The following is a 16,254-nucleotide window of genomic DNA, read 5'->3' as shown; positions in this document are numbered from 1 at the left end:
ATTAAAAGGGGGAAGACATTATGAACGATTTAAATAAAGGGGATATGAGACGATCACATTATTTGACATTTTTTTCAAATAAAAAGGAAAAGAAGTCATATAATGCCGGTCAATTAACAGGTTTAATATTGGGACCGTTATTATTTGCATTAACGTTATTATTATTTCATCCGGATGATTTATCGGGTAAGGGTATTTATGTTTTAGCAATCACACTTTGGATAGCGACTTGGTGGATTACTGAAGCAATACCTATTGCTGCGACTAGCTTGTTGCCGTTGATTTTATTACCAGTAGGCCATGTATTGAATCCAGAAGAAGTTTCAGCTCAATATGGTAATGATATTATTTTCTTATTCTTAGGTGGTTTTATTTTAGCTATAGCGATGGAAAGATGGAATTTACATACTCGTGTTGCTTTATCTATTATTAATACACTTGGTACAAGCACTGGGAAGATTTTATTAGGCTTTATGATTGCTACTGGATTTTTATCAATGTTTGTTTCTAATACCGCAGCCGTGATGATAATGATACCTATTGGTCTTGCGATTATAAAAGAAGCAAATGAATTAAAAAGTCAAAATACTAAACCAGAAAGTATATCTAAATTTGAACAATCTCTTGTGCTTGCGATTGGTTACGCAGGAACAATTGGAGGACTTGGTACACTGATTGGGACACCCCCTTTGATAATTTTAAAAGGGCAATATCAATCAGCATTTGGGGAAGAAATTAGTTTTGCTAAATGGATGATTATTGGTGTGCCCACAGTCATTGTATTACTCTTCTTAGTTTGGATATATATTCGTTATGTTGCATTCAAGCATGATATGAAAGCATTACCTGGCGGACAAAAATTGATTAAAGAAAAATTAAATGAATTAGGTAAAATGAAATATGAAGAAAAAATCGTTTCAGTTATATTCTTACTTGCCAGTTTCTTGTGGATTAGCAGAGAATTTTTATTAAAAAATTGGTCAGTTACTTCAGAAGTTGCTGATGGCACAATTGCAATGTTTATATCTGTTTTGTTATTTCTTATTCCTGCTAAAAACAAAGAAAAACATAAGAGGATTATAGATTGGGAAGTTGCTAAAGAATTGCCTTGGGGTGTTTTAATACTGTTTGGTGGTGGTTTAGCTTTAGCAAAAGGTATTTCAGAAAGTGGATTGGCAAATTGGCTTGGTGAACAATTGAAATTAATCGAGGGTGTAAGTCCATTGATTATTGTTCTTGTAATCACAATATTTGTTTTATTCTTAACTGAAATTACATCAAATACAGCAACAGCTACAATGATTTTACCTATTTTGGCAACACTTTCTGTTGCAGTAAATGTGCATCCGCTATTACTTATGGTGCCAGCAGCTATGGCTGCCAATTGTGCATATATGTTACCAGTTGGAACGCCACCAAATGCTATTGTATTTGGTACGGGTAGAATAAGTATCAAGAAGATGGCCTCTGTAGGTTTTTGGGTCAATTTATTAAGTATAGTTGTGATTGTCTTAGTTGTGTATTTCTTAGTACCACCAGTGTTAGGTATTGATGTTACAAAACCATTACCATTGAAATGATAAAATAAGAAACCTTATATTATTTAGAAGGCATATCGTATCAAAGTTACTCAACGTAACGCTATGGTACGGTGTGCTTTTTTAATAATGTATCAAGTTAATTAATTTAGTTTATAAATAAGTAGCTATTCATAATATAGTGGATATGTAATAGACAAAAAATGCCGACAAAGTCAGAGGAGACGATGTCGGCATTATGATAATTATCATTGAATAGTTTTCTTTGACGATAAATAACCTAGTTTAATAGCATTTTTAAATTTATATCAACGATTGAATGATGAAGTAGCTTGTTGCGCATTAGCTTGTGCTAATTCAATTTATTAAATGAACCGATTATAGTAACTTGGAAGTCTAAAGTATTGAGAATTTTAATTACTTTAGATAAATCTTCTGTTATTGGTGTGTCTGCTTGGACAAAAAAGTGATACATACCTAGTTGAGTTTTTAAAGGTCTAGACTCAATCCAAGATAAGTTAATATTAAACAATACAAATGTGTTTAATATACTAGCTAATAACCCTGGTTTGTCGAACTGTGGGGTTATAAGTAACATAGTATCGCTAGCATTTTCTATATGACGTGGTTGGTTACTAACGACTAAAAAACGAGTAACGTTATGTGGATAATCTTCTATATTTTGCTCTATAGGTGTGTAACCATATGTTTCTCCACTGCCAAGTGGTGCAATAGCACCGACGCCATGCTTAATCATATCTAAGCTTTTAATTGTGCTATCCACGTAATCAATCTCGAAGCCATATGATTGGATATATTTACTAGTTTGACTAATGGCAGGTCCAATAGAATAAACTTTTGAAATATCGTTCACAGCAGCGCCATCAACACCATATAGTGCAAATTGAATATCTAAATGTAGTTCGCCTTGTGCATAAATATTTTGTTGTGTTAATGCATCTGCAACGATATTAATCGTGCCTTCTATTGAATTTTCAATTGGCACAACAGCTATACTATCGTCGTCTTCAGATACAGCCGCGACTACCTCATATAAATTAGACTTTGATACATAATCTATGTCTGTTTCTGATTGATATTGTGTTGCAGCTAAGTACGAAAAAGTTCCTTTTGGACCTAAATAATAAAGTTTCATTTGACGTTACCCCTTGTTTATATGTGTGTGGTAGGGTCGTTAATGAAATGGACAACCAGTAGCTTCTGTTTTTTTATAAAAGAAATTAGGCTCTTTCATAACATTTTTATATCCGTGATGATAATTGGATACTAATGTGGGTGACAGGGAAGGAGCTAGCCATGACCATTTACCAGTAACTTCTCTACCATTGCTTGTTTCATTTAATTCAAATCTTTCAAATTGTTTCGATGCAGTGAGATGATCAACAATAGATACCCCTGCTTTTTTGAATGAGTGATAAACTGCATAATTCAATTCGACAAGTGTGCGATCTTTATTGAAAGAATTATTCTTTAGTGTATCAAATTCAAATGCTTCTGCAACACTTTCCAATAAATTATAACGATAAGCATCTGTGAAATTACGTACAGCTATTTCATTTACCATATACCAACCATTAAATGGTGCGGTTGGATATGTCATACCTCCAATCTTTAAATCCATGCTTGATATGATTGGCAGCGCGTACCATTTCAATCCAAGTTGCTGTAATTTTGGAAAATGGTCATGTTCAATTGCAACTTCTTTGATTAAGTGTGGTTGATATTCATGATATTTCATTGCACCATTAGGCATTTTATAAATTAAAGGTAAAATATCGAAATCAGTATGGTCACCATGCCAGCCAAGATGTTCAGCAAGTTGCGTAATACTTTTTTCTGCGGGATCACCTATATCTTCATAACCTGCATATCTGATTAATTGATTATTAAATATTTGTGGAGGGTTATCCTTCGAGAATATTGTAATATAAGGTTTTATTTTCCCGTTATTTGTCGCTGTTGCAATGTGGTTTTCGATTGCATTAATAAATTCATTTTCAGATTGTATGTGTCTAGCATCAACAACGGTTAATGAATCCCAAAAAAATCGACCAATACAACGATTGGAATTACGCCAGGCCATTTTAGTTCCATACGTTAATTCTTCTGCGGTATGTTCATAAGTCCCAGTTGTTTCGATGGCATATTCAATTTCTTTAATTCTTTTTGAAATACTTTGGTTATCATAATTTAATTCTTTATACATTGTGTTGATGAAGGATTTTGCTTCTTTTAACATATAAACACCTCAATAAAGATTATAAATCATTTTTGAATTTTTATAATCTTATATCATATAAATGTCACGACTTTGTCGTTAGTCATGTCACATTTTTAACAAATTTAAATCATAGATTAAATTGTATATGAAAAAGATATAATCTTATGTTGAATTTTCCAGTATATTTAAGTCCTCTTTCATGTGCTATCAAGCTTTCATTTATGCTAAACTAATGGAAAAGCCGATTGGAGAGATGGTTGTGTACCAATTTGAAGACGATACGTTAGTATTGCATAATGATTTATATCAAATAAATATGGCAGAAAGTTATTGGAATGATGGGATTCATGAACGTATGGCAGTATTTGATCTGTATTTTAGAAATATGCCATTTGATAGTGGGTATGCTGTTTTTAATGGATTGAAACGTGTCATTGATTACATTAATAGTTTTCACTTCTCAGAATCAGATATCGATTATTTAAAATCTATTGGTTACCAACAAGATTTTCTAAGTTATTTAAAAAATTTAAAATTTACTGGCAACATTCGTTCAATGCAAGAAGGGGAACTTTGCTTTGGTAACGAACCGTTACTTAGAGTCGAGGCGCCATTAATACAAGCACAATTAATAGAAACGATGCTATTAAATATTGTTAATTTCCACACGTTGATAACAACAAAGGCGAGTAGAATTAGACAAGTAGCACATGAAGATATGTTAATGGAATTTGGTACGCGTCGAGCGCAAGAAGCGGATGCAGCACTATGGGGAGCTCGAGCTGCCTATATTGGTGGATTTAACTCTACAAGTAATGTACGAGCAGGAAAACTATTTGGCATTCCTGTTTCAGGAACACATGCACATGCCATGGTACAAACATATGGTGATGAATACATCGCGTTTAAAAAATATGCTGAGCGTCATAAAGATTGTGTGTTCTTAGTTGATACGTTCCACACATTAAAATCTGGTGTACCGACAGCAATTAAAGTTGCCAAAGAATTAGGTGATAAAATTAATTTCGTAGGTATTCGTTTAGACTCCGGAGACATAGCATATTTATCGAAAGAAGCACGTCGTATGCTAGACGAAGCTGGTTTCCCTAATGCTAAAATTATCGCTTCGAATGATTTAGATGAGCAGACAATTACGAGTTTGAAATCACAAGGTGCAAAAGTTGATTCCTGGGGTGTCGGAACAAAACTCATCACTGGTTTTGATCAACCTGCATTAGGCGCAGTTTATAAATTGGTTGCAGTCGAAGATAATAATGGAGAGTACGTGGATCGTATTAAACTTTCTAATAATGCTGAAAAAGTTACAACACCAGGTAAGAAAAATGTTTACCGCATTATCAATAAAAAAACAAATAAAGCTGAAGGTGACTACATTACACTCGATCATGAGGATCCATATGAAGAATCACCTTTAAAACTATTCCATCCAGTTCATACCTATAAAATGAAATTTATAAAATCGTTTATAGCCAAAGATTTACATCATGATATTTTTAAAAATGGTCAACTCGTTTACGAAATGCCAAGTGAAAGTGAGGCACAAACGTATCTAAGAAATAGTCTTGATTACTTATGGGATGAAAATAAACGTCATTTAAATCCTCAAGAGTATCCAGTAGATTTAAGTACAGCATGTTGGGAAAATAAACACAAACGTATTTTTGAAGTTGCTGAACATGTTAAAGAGATGGAGGAAGAAAATGAGTAACCTACAAGATATTGTTGTTAGAGAAATGAAAGTGAAACCTGAGATAGAAAGTAAAGTTGAAACAAAGCAGATTATTCACTTTATAAAAAGTTATGTACAATCCCACTCATTTGTACAAGCATTAGTATTAGGGATTTCAGGTGGTCAAGATTCTACATTAGCTGGAAAACTATGCCAAATGGCAGTTGAAGCATTAAGAGAAGAAGGTAATTCGTGTGAACTTATAGCGGTTAAGTTACCTTATGGTGAGCAAAAAGATGCTTCAGAGGTTGAAGACGCATTAACCTATATTCAGCCAGATGAAATCAAAACTATAAATATTAAACCTGCAGTAGACCAAAGTGTACAATCACTTAAAGATGCTGGAATTACTTTGACAGATTTTCAAAAAGGAAATGAGAAAGCTAGAGAGCGTATGAAAGTTCAATTTTCAATCGCATCTAACAAAAAAGGCATCGTTGTAGGTACGGATCATTCTGCTGAGAATATTACAGGTTTTTACACTAAATATGGAGATGGTGCTGCAGATATTGCGCCTTTATTTGGTTTGAATAAAAGGCAAGGTAAACAATTATTAAAATATTTAGGTGCACCCAAACATCTTTATGAAAAAGTACCTACTGCCGATTTAGAAGAAGATAAACCTCAGTTACCTGATGAAGAAGCACTAGGTGTAAGCTATAATGATATCGATGATTATTTAGAAGGTAAATCAGTACCTAGTGATGCAAAGACTACAATAGAAAATCATTATATTAAAACTGCACATAAAAGAGAGCTAGCATATACAAGATATACTTGGCCAAAAAATTAAATAAGTTCCAAATATTTTTAGTGACAAAATAAAAAGATGTTGGTAAAATAACTTGAATTTGATATCAGAAAGGAAAATGGTCATGTCAGTGATAACATCTAATCCATGGTTAATGGTTTTAGCGATTTTTATTATAAACGTTGCCTATGTAACGTGTCTTACAATGAGAACAATATTAACACTTAAAGGTTATCGCTATGTAGCTGCAATTGTCAGCTTTTTAGAAGTGCTTGTATACGTCGTTGGATTAGGCATGGTAATGTCTAGTTTAGATCAAATTCAAAATGTGTTTGCATATGCATTTGGATTTTCAATTGGGATTATTGTAGGTATGAAAATAGAAGAGAAATTAGCGCTAGGTTATACTGTCGTTAACGTTACCTCATCTGAATATGAGTTAGATTTACCACGACAATTAAGAGATTTAGGTTACGGTGTAACGCACTATACAGCTTATGGTCGTGACGGAAATCGATTAATCTTACAAATTTTAACGCCACGACGTTTTGAATTTAAGTTAATAGAGACCATTAAACAAATAGATGAAAAAGCATTTATTGTGGCGTATGAACCTCGTACGATTCACGGTGGTTTCTGGGCGAAAGGTGTTAGAAGTAAAAAACTTAAACAATATGATACGGATGAAGTTGAAAGTATATGAAAAAACAGCAAAAATTTAAAGTCGAAGAAAGTGAAACAATTCAAGATTGTTTGCAACGCATGCGTGACGCAGGTTACACACCTGTGAAGCGCTTTGAAAAACCACTTTATAAAGAGAATGAAGATGGAACTTTCGAAGTGTATAAACAAGAAATAGAATTTGTTGGTAAAATTTTACAATAATGATTGGTAAACCGTTATGGAATCACATGTCCATAACGGTTGTTTTTATCAGCACTTAATTTTTTTATGCAGATAGTTGAAAAGGTTTATACTTTTCATAAGAATTCTGTTAAACTAATAATGAAAAGGATAAACACGAACTTTTATTCAAAATTATGTTTTAATGTACATGTTTTAAGGCGTAATATTAACAAAAATTATGTATGATAGGAGCTTATTTCAATGATTGAACGTTATTCTAGAGAAGAAATGTCTAATATTTGGACTGATCAAAACCGCTATGAGGCGTGGTTAGAGGTAGAAATCCTTGCGTGTGAAGCATGGAGCAAATTAGGAGATATACCTGCAGAAGATGTTAAAAAAATACGACAAAATGCCAAGGTTGATGTGGCACGTGCTCAAGAAATTGAGCAAGAAACACGTCATGATGTTGTTGCGTTTACAAGACAAGTATCAGAAACACTTGGTGAGGAACGTAAATGGGTCCACTACGGTTTGACATCAACAGATGTTGTAGACACTGCGTTAAGCTATGTTATTAAACAAGCAAATGATATTATTGAAAAAGATTTAGAACGTTTTATTGAAGTATTGGCGCAAAAAGCGAAAGACTATAAATATACATTAATGATGGGACGTACACATGGTGTACATGCTGAACCAACAACATTTGGTGTTAAGATGGCATTGTGGTACACAGAAATGAAACGTAATTTAGAACGTTTTAAACGTGTAAGAGAAGAAATAGAAGTTGGTAAAATGAGTGGTGCAGTAGGCACTTTTGCAAATATTCCACCTGAAATTGAAGCATATGTTTGTGAACATTTAGGTCTAGACGCAGCCCCAGTTTCAACACAAACATTGCAACGTGATCGCCATGCTTATTATATTGCGACACTTGCTTTAATTGGTTCATCAATGGAAAAATTCGCTGTAGAAATACGTAACTTACAAAAAACTGAAACTCGTGAAGTTGAAGAAGCATTCGCGAAAGGTCAAAAAGGATCTTCTGCAATGCCACATAAACGTAATCCAATTGGCTCAGAAAACATTACTGGTATCGCACGTGTAATTAGAGGTTACGTAACAACTGCATATGAGAACGTACCATTATGGCATGAACGTGATATCTCACATTCATCTGCTGAACGCATCATGTTGCCAGATGTTACAATTGCATTAGATTATGGATTGAATCGTTTCACTAATATTGTAGAAAGATTAACAGTATTTGAAGATAATATGCTTGATAATATCGATAAAACATTTGGTTTAATTTATTCACAACGCGTATTACTTGCTTTAATAAATAAAGGTTTGGCTCGTGAAGCTGCATATGATAAAGTACAACCAAAGGCAATGGAATCTTGGGAAACAAAGACACCGTTTAGAACTTTAATTGAACAAGATGAGTCAATTACAGAATTATTGACTAAAGAAGATTTAGATGAATGCTTCAATCCGAAACACCATTTAAACCAAGTAGATACGATTTTCCAAAGAGCCGGTTTAGAATAATTGAATTTTTCAAGTGAAATCGTTACACTTTAATGTATTAGTACGTTAAACTGAGATTAAATTGAAAAATACAGGGGTTGTTTTAAATGCAAATAGAAAAACTAAAAGGGAAAGCATTAGATGAATTGTTTGATGCTATTTTAACACTAGAAAATAGAGAAGAATGTTATCAGTTCTTTGATGATTTATGTACTGTTAATGAAATTCAGTCATTATCACAGCGGTTACAAGTAGCGAAAATGATTAAACAAGGCTATACGTATGCAACCATTGAACAAGAGTCTGGTGCATCAACTGCAACTATTTCACGTGTGAAAAGGTCATTGCAATGGGGTAATGATGCTTATACGATGATTCTAGAGCGCATGAACATAGAAACGGCCGATTAACGATTTCACAAATTAGAAAATAAAAGATTAGGCTTAATAGAGCTAGTGATAAGATATTAAACATCTTATCGCTAGCTTATTTGTTTGTTTTAATAAGCAATATGGCTGGAACTATTAAGAAGCCTTTTTCAAGTTTATGCATATTAGGAAAGTTAATTTAAATGTTTATAAAAATAAAGCGAGGTAATTGATAGGTAACAACAAATAAATATAATAGTCAATGAATTGACTTGTGTAATTGAGTGAAAGGAAGTAACGTTATGTTCAAAAAATTATTATTTGGCTTGTTAATGTTATTATTATTAGGCCTTATATTTGGAATTGTTTTGGCAGTATTTTCGAATTCATACACACCAACTAAATCGAGTATTGTGAAACCTACCAATGCCTTGCCAATCATTAATAAAACACAAGGCGTTACACATGTAAATGGCCATGTAATTGTAAATAAAAAATATAAACTCCCGCCACAATACCAACCAGGTGAAGATAAAATAGCGAAACAAAATTTTAATAAATTATTAGCTAAAGGCGAAGCAGCACAATTAGATTTAAAGTTTTCTAGCGGTTATCGAAGTTATCGAGAACAACAAAAAGTAGTGAAAGATTATGAAGACAAAGATGGTAAAAAAGTTGCACATCAATATACTGCAAAACCTGGGCAATCAGAACACCAAACAGGTCTTGCATTTGACGTTGGTACCAATAAACCGTTAGATGACTTTCATAAAGATTTTGAGAAAACCAAAGAAGGTCGTTGGTTAGCGCAAAATGCATCGGACTATGGCTTTATTATTAGATATCCAAAAGGTCAATCACATGAAACGGGCTATGCATATGAAGCGTGGCATCTTCGTTATGTTGGTAAACCGCTTGCCAAAATGATTGATGAACAAGATACTAATTTAGAAAGTTACTATCGTTTAAATGAAAAATGAAATTAAAACAAACAAATCACTTCGAAAATTCGGGGTGATTTTTCTACATCATTTTAGAACTCATAGCATAAAAATGATATAATCAAATGTATGCTAAAAGAAGGAGTAACATGTTATGGATGAGATTAAAAAGTGGAAACATATTTTTAAATTAGATCCTGCAAAGTCAATTAGTGACGAGGATTTAGAGCTAATTTGTAGATCTGGGACCGATGCTATTATGATAGGTGGTACAGATAATGTTACCGAAGATAACGTTTCACACTTAATGAAAAAAGTTAATACTCATTCCGTACCGCTAGTATTTGAATTTTCAAATGTAGATAGTATTGTACCAGGGTTTGATTTATATTTTATACCTACAGTGTTAAATAGCATGGATGTAAAGTTTCATAATGGTATGCTCTTAGAAGCACTGAAAAATTATGGGTATTTAATCGATTTTGAAGAAATAGTGTTCGAAGGTTATGTTGTCTTAAATCCAGATTGTAAAGTAGCAAAATTAACACAAGCTAACACACAAATGACAACAGAAGATATTGAAGCTTATGCACAAATGATTAATGATATTTATAAATTACCGGTCATGTATATCGAATATAGTGGATGTTATGGAGACATTGATATGGTAAAAGCAGCAGCTGATTCATTATCGACTACACAATTATTTTATGGTGGTGGTATTAGCGAGTATAAAGAAGCAGAGGCAATGGCTTCCGTAGCTGATACAATCATCGTTGGCAACATAATTTATGAAGATATAAACAAAGCACTAAAAACAGTTAAGATAAAGGAGACACATAAATGAATGCATTAGTTAATAAAATGAATGACGAACAAAGCCAGGCAGTACGTACAACAGAGGGTCCATTACTTATAATGGCAGGCGCAGGTTCAGGTAAAACACGTGTCTTAACACATCGTATTGCTTACTTGTTAGATGAAAAAGGAGTGTCTCCGTATAATGTTTTAGCGATTACTTTTACAAATAAAGCAGCTAAGGAAATGAAAGCGCGTGTCCAAACTTTAGTTGGGGAACAAGCTGAAGTGATTTGGATGTCAACGTTCCACTCAATGTGCGTGAGAATTCTTAGAAGAGATGCGGATCGTATTGGTATTGAAAGAAACTTTACGATTATTGATCCAACTGACCAAAAATCAGTTATTAAAGATGTTTTAAAAAATGAAAATATAGATAGTAAGAAATTTGAACCTAGAATGTTTATAGGCGCAATTAGTAATTTGAAAAATGAATTAAAGACACCTGAGGATGCGCAAAAAGAAGCAAATGACTATCATACGCAAATGGTTGCGACTGTATATAAAGGTTACCAACGCCAACTTTCAAGAAATGAAGCGCTAGACTTTGATGATTTAATTATGGTGACAATCCGATTATTTGAACGTGTTCCAGAAGTATTAGATTATTATCAAAACAAATTCCAATACATCCATGTAGATGAGTATCAAGATACGAATAAAGCACAATACACATTAGTGAAATTATTAGCATCAAAATTCAAAAATTTATGTGTAGTAGGAGATTCCGATCAATCAATTTACGGTTGGCGTGGTGCAGATATCCAAAACATCTTGTCATTTGAAGAAGATTATCCTGAGGCAAAAACAATTTTCTTAGAACAAAATTATCGTTCTACTAAAAATATATTAAATGCAGCGAATGAAGTTATTAAAAATAATTCAGAGCGTAAGCCTAAGGGATTATGGACAGGGAACACAGATGGAGATAAAATTCATTACTATGAAGCGACAACTGAACGCGATGAAGCAGAATATGTTGTGCGTGAAATTATGAAACATCAACGAAATGGTAAGAAATATCAAGATATGGCAATTCTATATCGTACCAATGCACAATCACGTGTTCTGGAAGAAACCTTTATGAAATCGAATATCCCTTATACAATGGTCGGGGGCCAAAAGTTCTACGATAGAAAAGAAATTAAAGATTTATTAAGTTACTTAAGAATAATTGCAAACAGTAATGACGATATTAGCTTACGTCGTGTTATTAATATACCAAAACGTGGTATTGGTCCATCTTCAGTAGATAAAATTCAAGCATATGCCGTGCAAAATGATTTGAGTATGTTTGATGCATTAGCAGAAGTTGATTTTATTGGTTTATCTAAAAAAGTAACGCAAGAATGTATCACTTTTTATGATACGATGCAAAACATCATCAAACAGCAAGAGTTTTTAGAAATTACAGAGATTGTAAATGAAGTATTAGAAAAATCAGGTTATCGTGAAATGTTAGAACGTGAGCAAACGTTAGAATCTAGAAGTAGATTAGAAAATATTGATGAGTTCATGTCTGTACCAAAAGATTATGAAGAAAATACGCCGTTAGAAGAACAATCTTTGATAAATTTCCTTACTGACTTATCATTAGTTGCTGATATAGATGAAGCACAAATTGAAAATGGTATAACGTTGATGACAATGCATTCGGCTAAAGGCTTAGAATTTCCGATTGTTTTTATAATGGGAATGGAAGAATCGCTATTCCCACATATTAGAGCGATTAAAAGTGATGATGAACATGAAATGCAAGAAGAAAGACGTATTTGCTATGTGGCTATTACACGTGCAGAAGAAACATTATACTTAACACATGCTACATCTAGAATGTTATTTGGTAGACCACAGTCTAATATGGCATCTAGATTCTTAAGAGAAATCCCTGAAGATTTATTAGAAAATGAATCTAAGCGTAAGTCTACTTCTCAAAGCCAAGGAAATCGTTTCCAATCAGCTACGAAACAACCTGGTAAAAGAGCACATAGCCAAAAGACTACTGCTTCAAGGAAAGCTCAAGCAACAACTAATTGGAATGTTGGTGATAAAGTGATGCATAAATCTTGGGGTGAGGGTATGGTTAGTAATGTGAAAGAAAAAAATGGTTCAGTAGAATTAGATATTATCTTTAAATCAGAAGGGCCGAAACGCTTACTAGCACAATTCGCACCAATTGAGAAGAAGGGGGAGTAACAAGTGGCTGATTTGCAATCACGTGTAAATGAATTACATGAATTATTAAATCAATATAGCTATGAATATTATGTTCAAGATAATCCATCCGTGCCTGATAGCGAGTATGATAAGTTGTTACATGAATTAATAGATATTGAAACAACTCATCCTGAATATCGAACAGACGATTCACCTACAGTGAGAGTAGGCGGTAGTGCGCAATCGACATTTGAGAAAGTGCAACACGATACCCCTATGCTTAGTTTAGGCAATGCATTTAACGAGGAAGATTTGAGGAAGTTTGATCAACGTATACGTGACAACATTGGTGATGTGGCGTATATGTGTGAATTAAAGATAGATGGTTTAGCTGTGTCATTAAAATATGAAAACGGAAGATTTGTTCAAGGATTAACGCGTGGTGATGGTACAACAGGTGAAGATATAACAGAAAACTTAAAAACCATTCACGCTATTCCTTTAAAAATTAATGAACCTAGAACATTTGAAGTTCGAGGTGAGGCGTATATGCCTAGAAAATCATTTTTTAATTTGAATGAAGCTAAGGCAGAAAATGATGAACAGCCTTTTGCAAACCCAAGAAACGCAGCTGCAGGTTCACTAAGACAATTAGATTCTAAACTTGCAGCTAAACGTAAATTAAGTGTCTTTCTATATAGTGTGAATGATTTTACGCAATTTAACGCAGATACTCAAAGCGAAGCGTTAGATGAGTTAGACCAATTAGGATTTAAAACAAATCAGGCACGTCAACGTGTTCAAACGATAGACGAAGTGTTGGCATATATCGAAAAGTGGACAGATCAACGAGAAGAATTGCCATATGATATTGATGGTATTGTCATTAAAGTGAACGCTTTAGAACAACAAGAAGAACTTGGATTCACCCAAAAATCACCGCGTTGGGCTATTGCATATAAATTCCCTGCAGAAGAAGTAATAACAGAGTTGTTAGATATTGAGTTAAGTATTGGTAGAACGGGTGTCGTGACACCAACTGCAATACTTGAACCGGTAAAAGTTGCAGGAACAACTGTTTCTCGCGCTTCGTTACATAATGAAGATTTGATACATGATAAAGATATTAGAATTGGCGACAGTGTTGTCATTAAAAAAGCTGGAGATATTATCCCTGAAGTTATCAAGAGTGTGTTAGATAGACGTCCTGAAAATGCAGAACAATATCATATGCCTACACATTGTCCTAGTTGTGATCATGAGTTAGTAAGGATTGAAGGCGAGGTTGCATTACGCTGTATCAATCCGAAATGCCAAGCGCAATTAGTAGAAGGTTTAATACATTTTGTCTCTAGACAAGCTATGAACATTGACGGTCTAGGCACAAAAATGATTCAACAATTATACGAAAATGAACTGATAAAAGATGTAGCTGATATTTTCTATCTTACGAAAGCGGACCTAGAACCACTTGATCGCATGGGTGAGAAAAAAATCGATAACCTGCTTAAAGCTATCGAGTTAGCAAAATCTAATTCTCTTGAACAATTATTGTTTGGATTAGGTATAAGACATCTAGGTGTGAAAGCAAGCCAAGTCATTGCAGAAAAATATAGTACCATGGATAAGTTGTTTGATGTCACAGAAGAAGATTTGATAGCAATCCACGATATTGGACATAAATTAGCGCAATCAGTAGTGACTTATTTAGAAAATGAAGATATTCGTGCACTTATTGAAAAATTAAAAGCTAAAAATGTTAATATGACTTATAAAGGTGTTAAGACAAGTGAACTTGAAGGACATCCTGAATTTAAAGATAAAACAATTGTCCTTACTGGTAAGCTGTATCAAATGACACGAAATGAAGCATCAAAATGGTTAGCATTACAAGGTGCAAAAGTAACAAACAGTGTTACTAAAAGTACAGATTTGGTCATTGCAGGCGAGGACGCTGGATCTAAGCTAACTAAAGCAGAAAAATTCGGTACCGACATTTGGTCTGAAGAAGATTTTGTTCAGAAACAAAAAGAAATTGAGGGATAGAGGAGATAATGCATGAAAAGAACGATAATATTAATCATTTCAGCAATTTTTGTATTATCAGCATGTGGTCAAAACGAAGAGAAACCAAAAGAAAAATCAAAGGATAATGAACAGCAACAAGAATCAGGTTCTGTAAAAGAAATCGCAACTGATAAAAATGTACAAGGTGATAACTACAGAACAATTTTGCCTTTTAAAGAAAGTCAGGCTCGAGGATTATTACAAGATAATATGGCTAATAGTTATAATGGAGAAGACTTTGAAAATGGGCTTTTAGATTTAAGTAAAAGTGTATTTCCAACTGACGAATATTTATATCAAGATGGACAATACTTAGATAAGTCCACAATTAATGCATTTTTAAGTCCAAAGTATACGAAATCTGAAGTAGATAAGATGGATGAAGATGAACGTAAAGAGAAAAAAGCAAATGAGAATTTAGGACTTAATCCTTCTCATAATGGTGAAACAGATCCTGAAAAAATCGCTAAAAATTCACCAGCCTATTTATCTAACATTTTAGAACAGGATTTTTATGGTAGCGGTGATACTAAAGGTAAAAAAATCAAAGGCATGACTATAGGTTTAGCAATGAATAGTACATACTATTATCAAAAAGAAAAAGATGGCGAAACTTATAGTGAAGATTTAGATTATAAAGAAATTAAAAAGCAAGGTAAGCAAATGGCAGGGGAAATTCTATCTAGAATTCGTGAGCATAAAGAATTAAAAGAAATACCAATACATTTTGCAATCTACAAACAAACTGGTGAAAATTCCATTGTACCTGGAGAGTTTATTGCAGGTACAACTGTCGAAGAAGGTAAAACTCGCATCAATGACTGGAAAGATATTAATCAAAAGACAGTCTTATTACCTTCACAAGAAGCGGCTGATTTAGACGAAAACTTAAATAATGATTTTAAACAGTTTAATGATGACTTACAAACTTATTTTAATAACTTTACTCAAGCAGTCGGAACGGTTAAATTTGATAAAAAAGAAGCAAAACAATTATCTGTCGATGTACCAATTGATTACTATGGTAAAGCAGAAACAATTGGTATCACCCAGTATGTGACAGAACAAGCAGAAAAATATTTTGACGGTATAGATGAATATGAAATTCATATTAAGGATGGTAATAATCCAAAAGCCTTAATTAGTAAATCAAAAGATGATAAAGAACCGCAAGTTCATATTTATAAAAATAATAATTAG

Annotated in this window: 14 protein-coding genes; 12 read left to right on the top strand and 2 right to left on the bottom strand. The window is 33.3% G+C overall.

What is annotated here, in order from left to right; translation table 11 throughout:
• Nucleotides 1-20: 20 nt before the first annotated feature.
• Nucleotides 21-1,580 (top strand): SLC13 family permease, encoded by a 1,560-nt coding sequence (locus D9V42_RS12275; RefSeq protein WP_122065180.1) that lies wholly within the window; start codon nucleotides 21-23, stop codon nucleotides 1,578-1,580.
• 310 nt (nucleotides 1,581-1,890) lie between these two features.
• Here the strand turns inward: D9V42_RS12275 and D9V42_RS12270 are convergent, their stop codons facing one another.
• Both D9V42_RS12270 and D9V42_RS12265 read right to left on the bottom strand, forming a co-directional pair.
• A complete protein-coding gene (locus D9V42_RS12270; RefSeq protein WP_107555403.1) occupies nucleotides 1,891-2,694 on the bottom strand; it encodes a prephenate dehydratase in 804 nt (267 codons plus the stop codon).
• Nucleotides 2,695-2,733: 39 nt separating this feature from the next.
• On the bottom strand, nucleotides 2,734-3,798 hold the full coding sequence (locus D9V42_RS12265) for a nitric oxide synthase oxygenase (RefSeq protein ID WP_122065178.1): 1,065 nt from the start codon (nucleotides 3,796-3,798) through the stop codon (nucleotides 2,734-2,736).
• A 241-nt stretch (nucleotides 3,799-4,039) separates the two neighbouring features.
• On the opposite strand from D9V42_RS12265, the gene D9V42_RS12260 reads away from it, so the two are divergent.
• The 11 genes from D9V42_RS12260 to D9V42_RS12210 all read left to right on the top strand — a co-directional run bounded on the left by D9V42_RS12260 (nucleotide 4,040) and on the right by D9V42_RS12210 (nucleotide 16,254).
• The gene (locus tag D9V42_RS12260; RefSeq protein WP_107555401.1) at nucleotides 4,040-5,509 is read left to right on the top strand and encodes a nicotinate phosphoribosyltransferase; all 1,470 of its coding nucleotides are present in this window, start codon (nucleotides 4,040-4,042) and stop codon (nucleotides 5,507-5,509) included.
• Nucleotides 5,502-6,323 carry an ammonia-dependent NAD(+) synthetase gene (gene nadE, locus D9V42_RS12255; protein WP_122065176.1) on the top strand — a complete coding sequence of 274 codons (822 nt, stop codon included), beginning with the start codon at nucleotides 5,502-5,504 and terminating at the stop codon, nucleotides 6,321-6,323. Before D9V42_RS12260 ends, nadE begins: the two co-directional genes overlap by 8 nt.
• An 82-nt stretch (nucleotides 6,324-6,405) precedes the next feature.
• Nucleotides 6,406-6,984 carry a DUF2179 domain-containing protein gene (locus D9V42_RS12250; protein ID WP_017723468.1) on the top strand — a complete coding sequence of 193 codons (579 nt, stop codon included), beginning with the start codon at nucleotides 6,406-6,408 and terminating at the stop codon, nucleotides 6,982-6,984.
• Nucleotides 6,981-7,166: an NETI motif-containing protein gene (locus D9V42_RS12245; RefSeq protein WP_122065174.1), complete on the top strand. Its 186-nt coding sequence runs from the start codon at nucleotides 6,981-6,983 to the stop codon at nucleotides 7,164-7,166. Before D9V42_RS12250 ends, D9V42_RS12245 begins: the two co-directional genes overlap by 4 nt.
• A gap of 222 nt (nucleotides 7,167-7,388) precedes the next feature.
• On the top strand, nucleotides 7,389-8,684 hold the full coding sequence (gene purB / locus D9V42_RS12240) for an adenylosuccinate lyase (RefSeq protein ID WP_107555399.1): 1,296 nt from the start codon (nucleotides 7,389-7,391) through the stop codon (nucleotides 8,682-8,684).
• 86 nt (nucleotides 8,685-8,770) lie between these two features.
• On the top strand, nucleotides 8,771-9,073 hold the full coding sequence (locus D9V42_RS12235) for a YerC/YecD family TrpR-related protein (RefSeq protein WP_017723471.1): 303 nt from the start codon (nucleotides 8,771-8,773) through the stop codon (nucleotides 9,071-9,073).
• A 260-nt stretch (nucleotides 9,074-9,333) separates the two neighbouring features.
• Nucleotides 9,334-10,011, top strand: a complete 678-nt coding sequence (locus tag D9V42_RS12230; RefSeq protein WP_122065172.1) for a M15 family metallopeptidase — start codon at nucleotides 9,334-9,336, stop codon at nucleotides 10,009-10,011.
• A 115-nt stretch (nucleotides 10,012-10,126) separates the two neighbouring features.
• Nucleotides 10,127-10,819: a heptaprenylglyceryl phosphate synthase gene (gene pcrB, locus D9V42_RS12225; RefSeq protein WP_107555397.1), complete on the top strand. Its 693-nt coding sequence runs from the start codon at nucleotides 10,127-10,129 to the stop codon at nucleotides 10,817-10,819.
• Nucleotides 10,816-13,026: a DNA helicase PcrA gene (gene pcrA / locus D9V42_RS12220; protein ID WP_122065170.1), complete on the top strand. Its 2,211-nt coding sequence runs from the start codon at nucleotides 10,816-10,818 to the stop codon at nucleotides 13,024-13,026. Before pcrB ends, pcrA begins: the two co-directional genes overlap by 4 nt.
• A gap of 3 nt (nucleotides 13,027-13,029) precedes the next feature.
• Entirely contained in the window at nucleotides 13,030-15,033 is a 2,004-nt protein-coding gene (gene ligA, locus D9V42_RS12215; RefSeq protein WP_107555395.1) for an NAD-dependent DNA ligase LigA, read from the top strand.
• Nucleotides 15,034-15,045: 12 nt separating this feature from the next.
• Complete coding sequence (locus tag D9V42_RS12210) at nucleotides 15,046-16,254, top strand: CamS family sex pheromone protein (protein ID WP_122065168.1); 1,209 nt, start codon at nucleotides 15,046-15,048, stop codon at nucleotides 16,252-16,254.

It is taken from the genome of Staphylococcus pseudoxylosus, assembly GCF_003697915.1.
GTDB lineage: Bacteria > Bacillota > Bacilli > Staphylococcales > Staphylococcaceae > Staphylococcus > Staphylococcus pseudoxylosus.
Note: the sequence above shows the minus strand (reverse complement) of the source record. Positions and strands in the feature narration are given on the sequence as shown.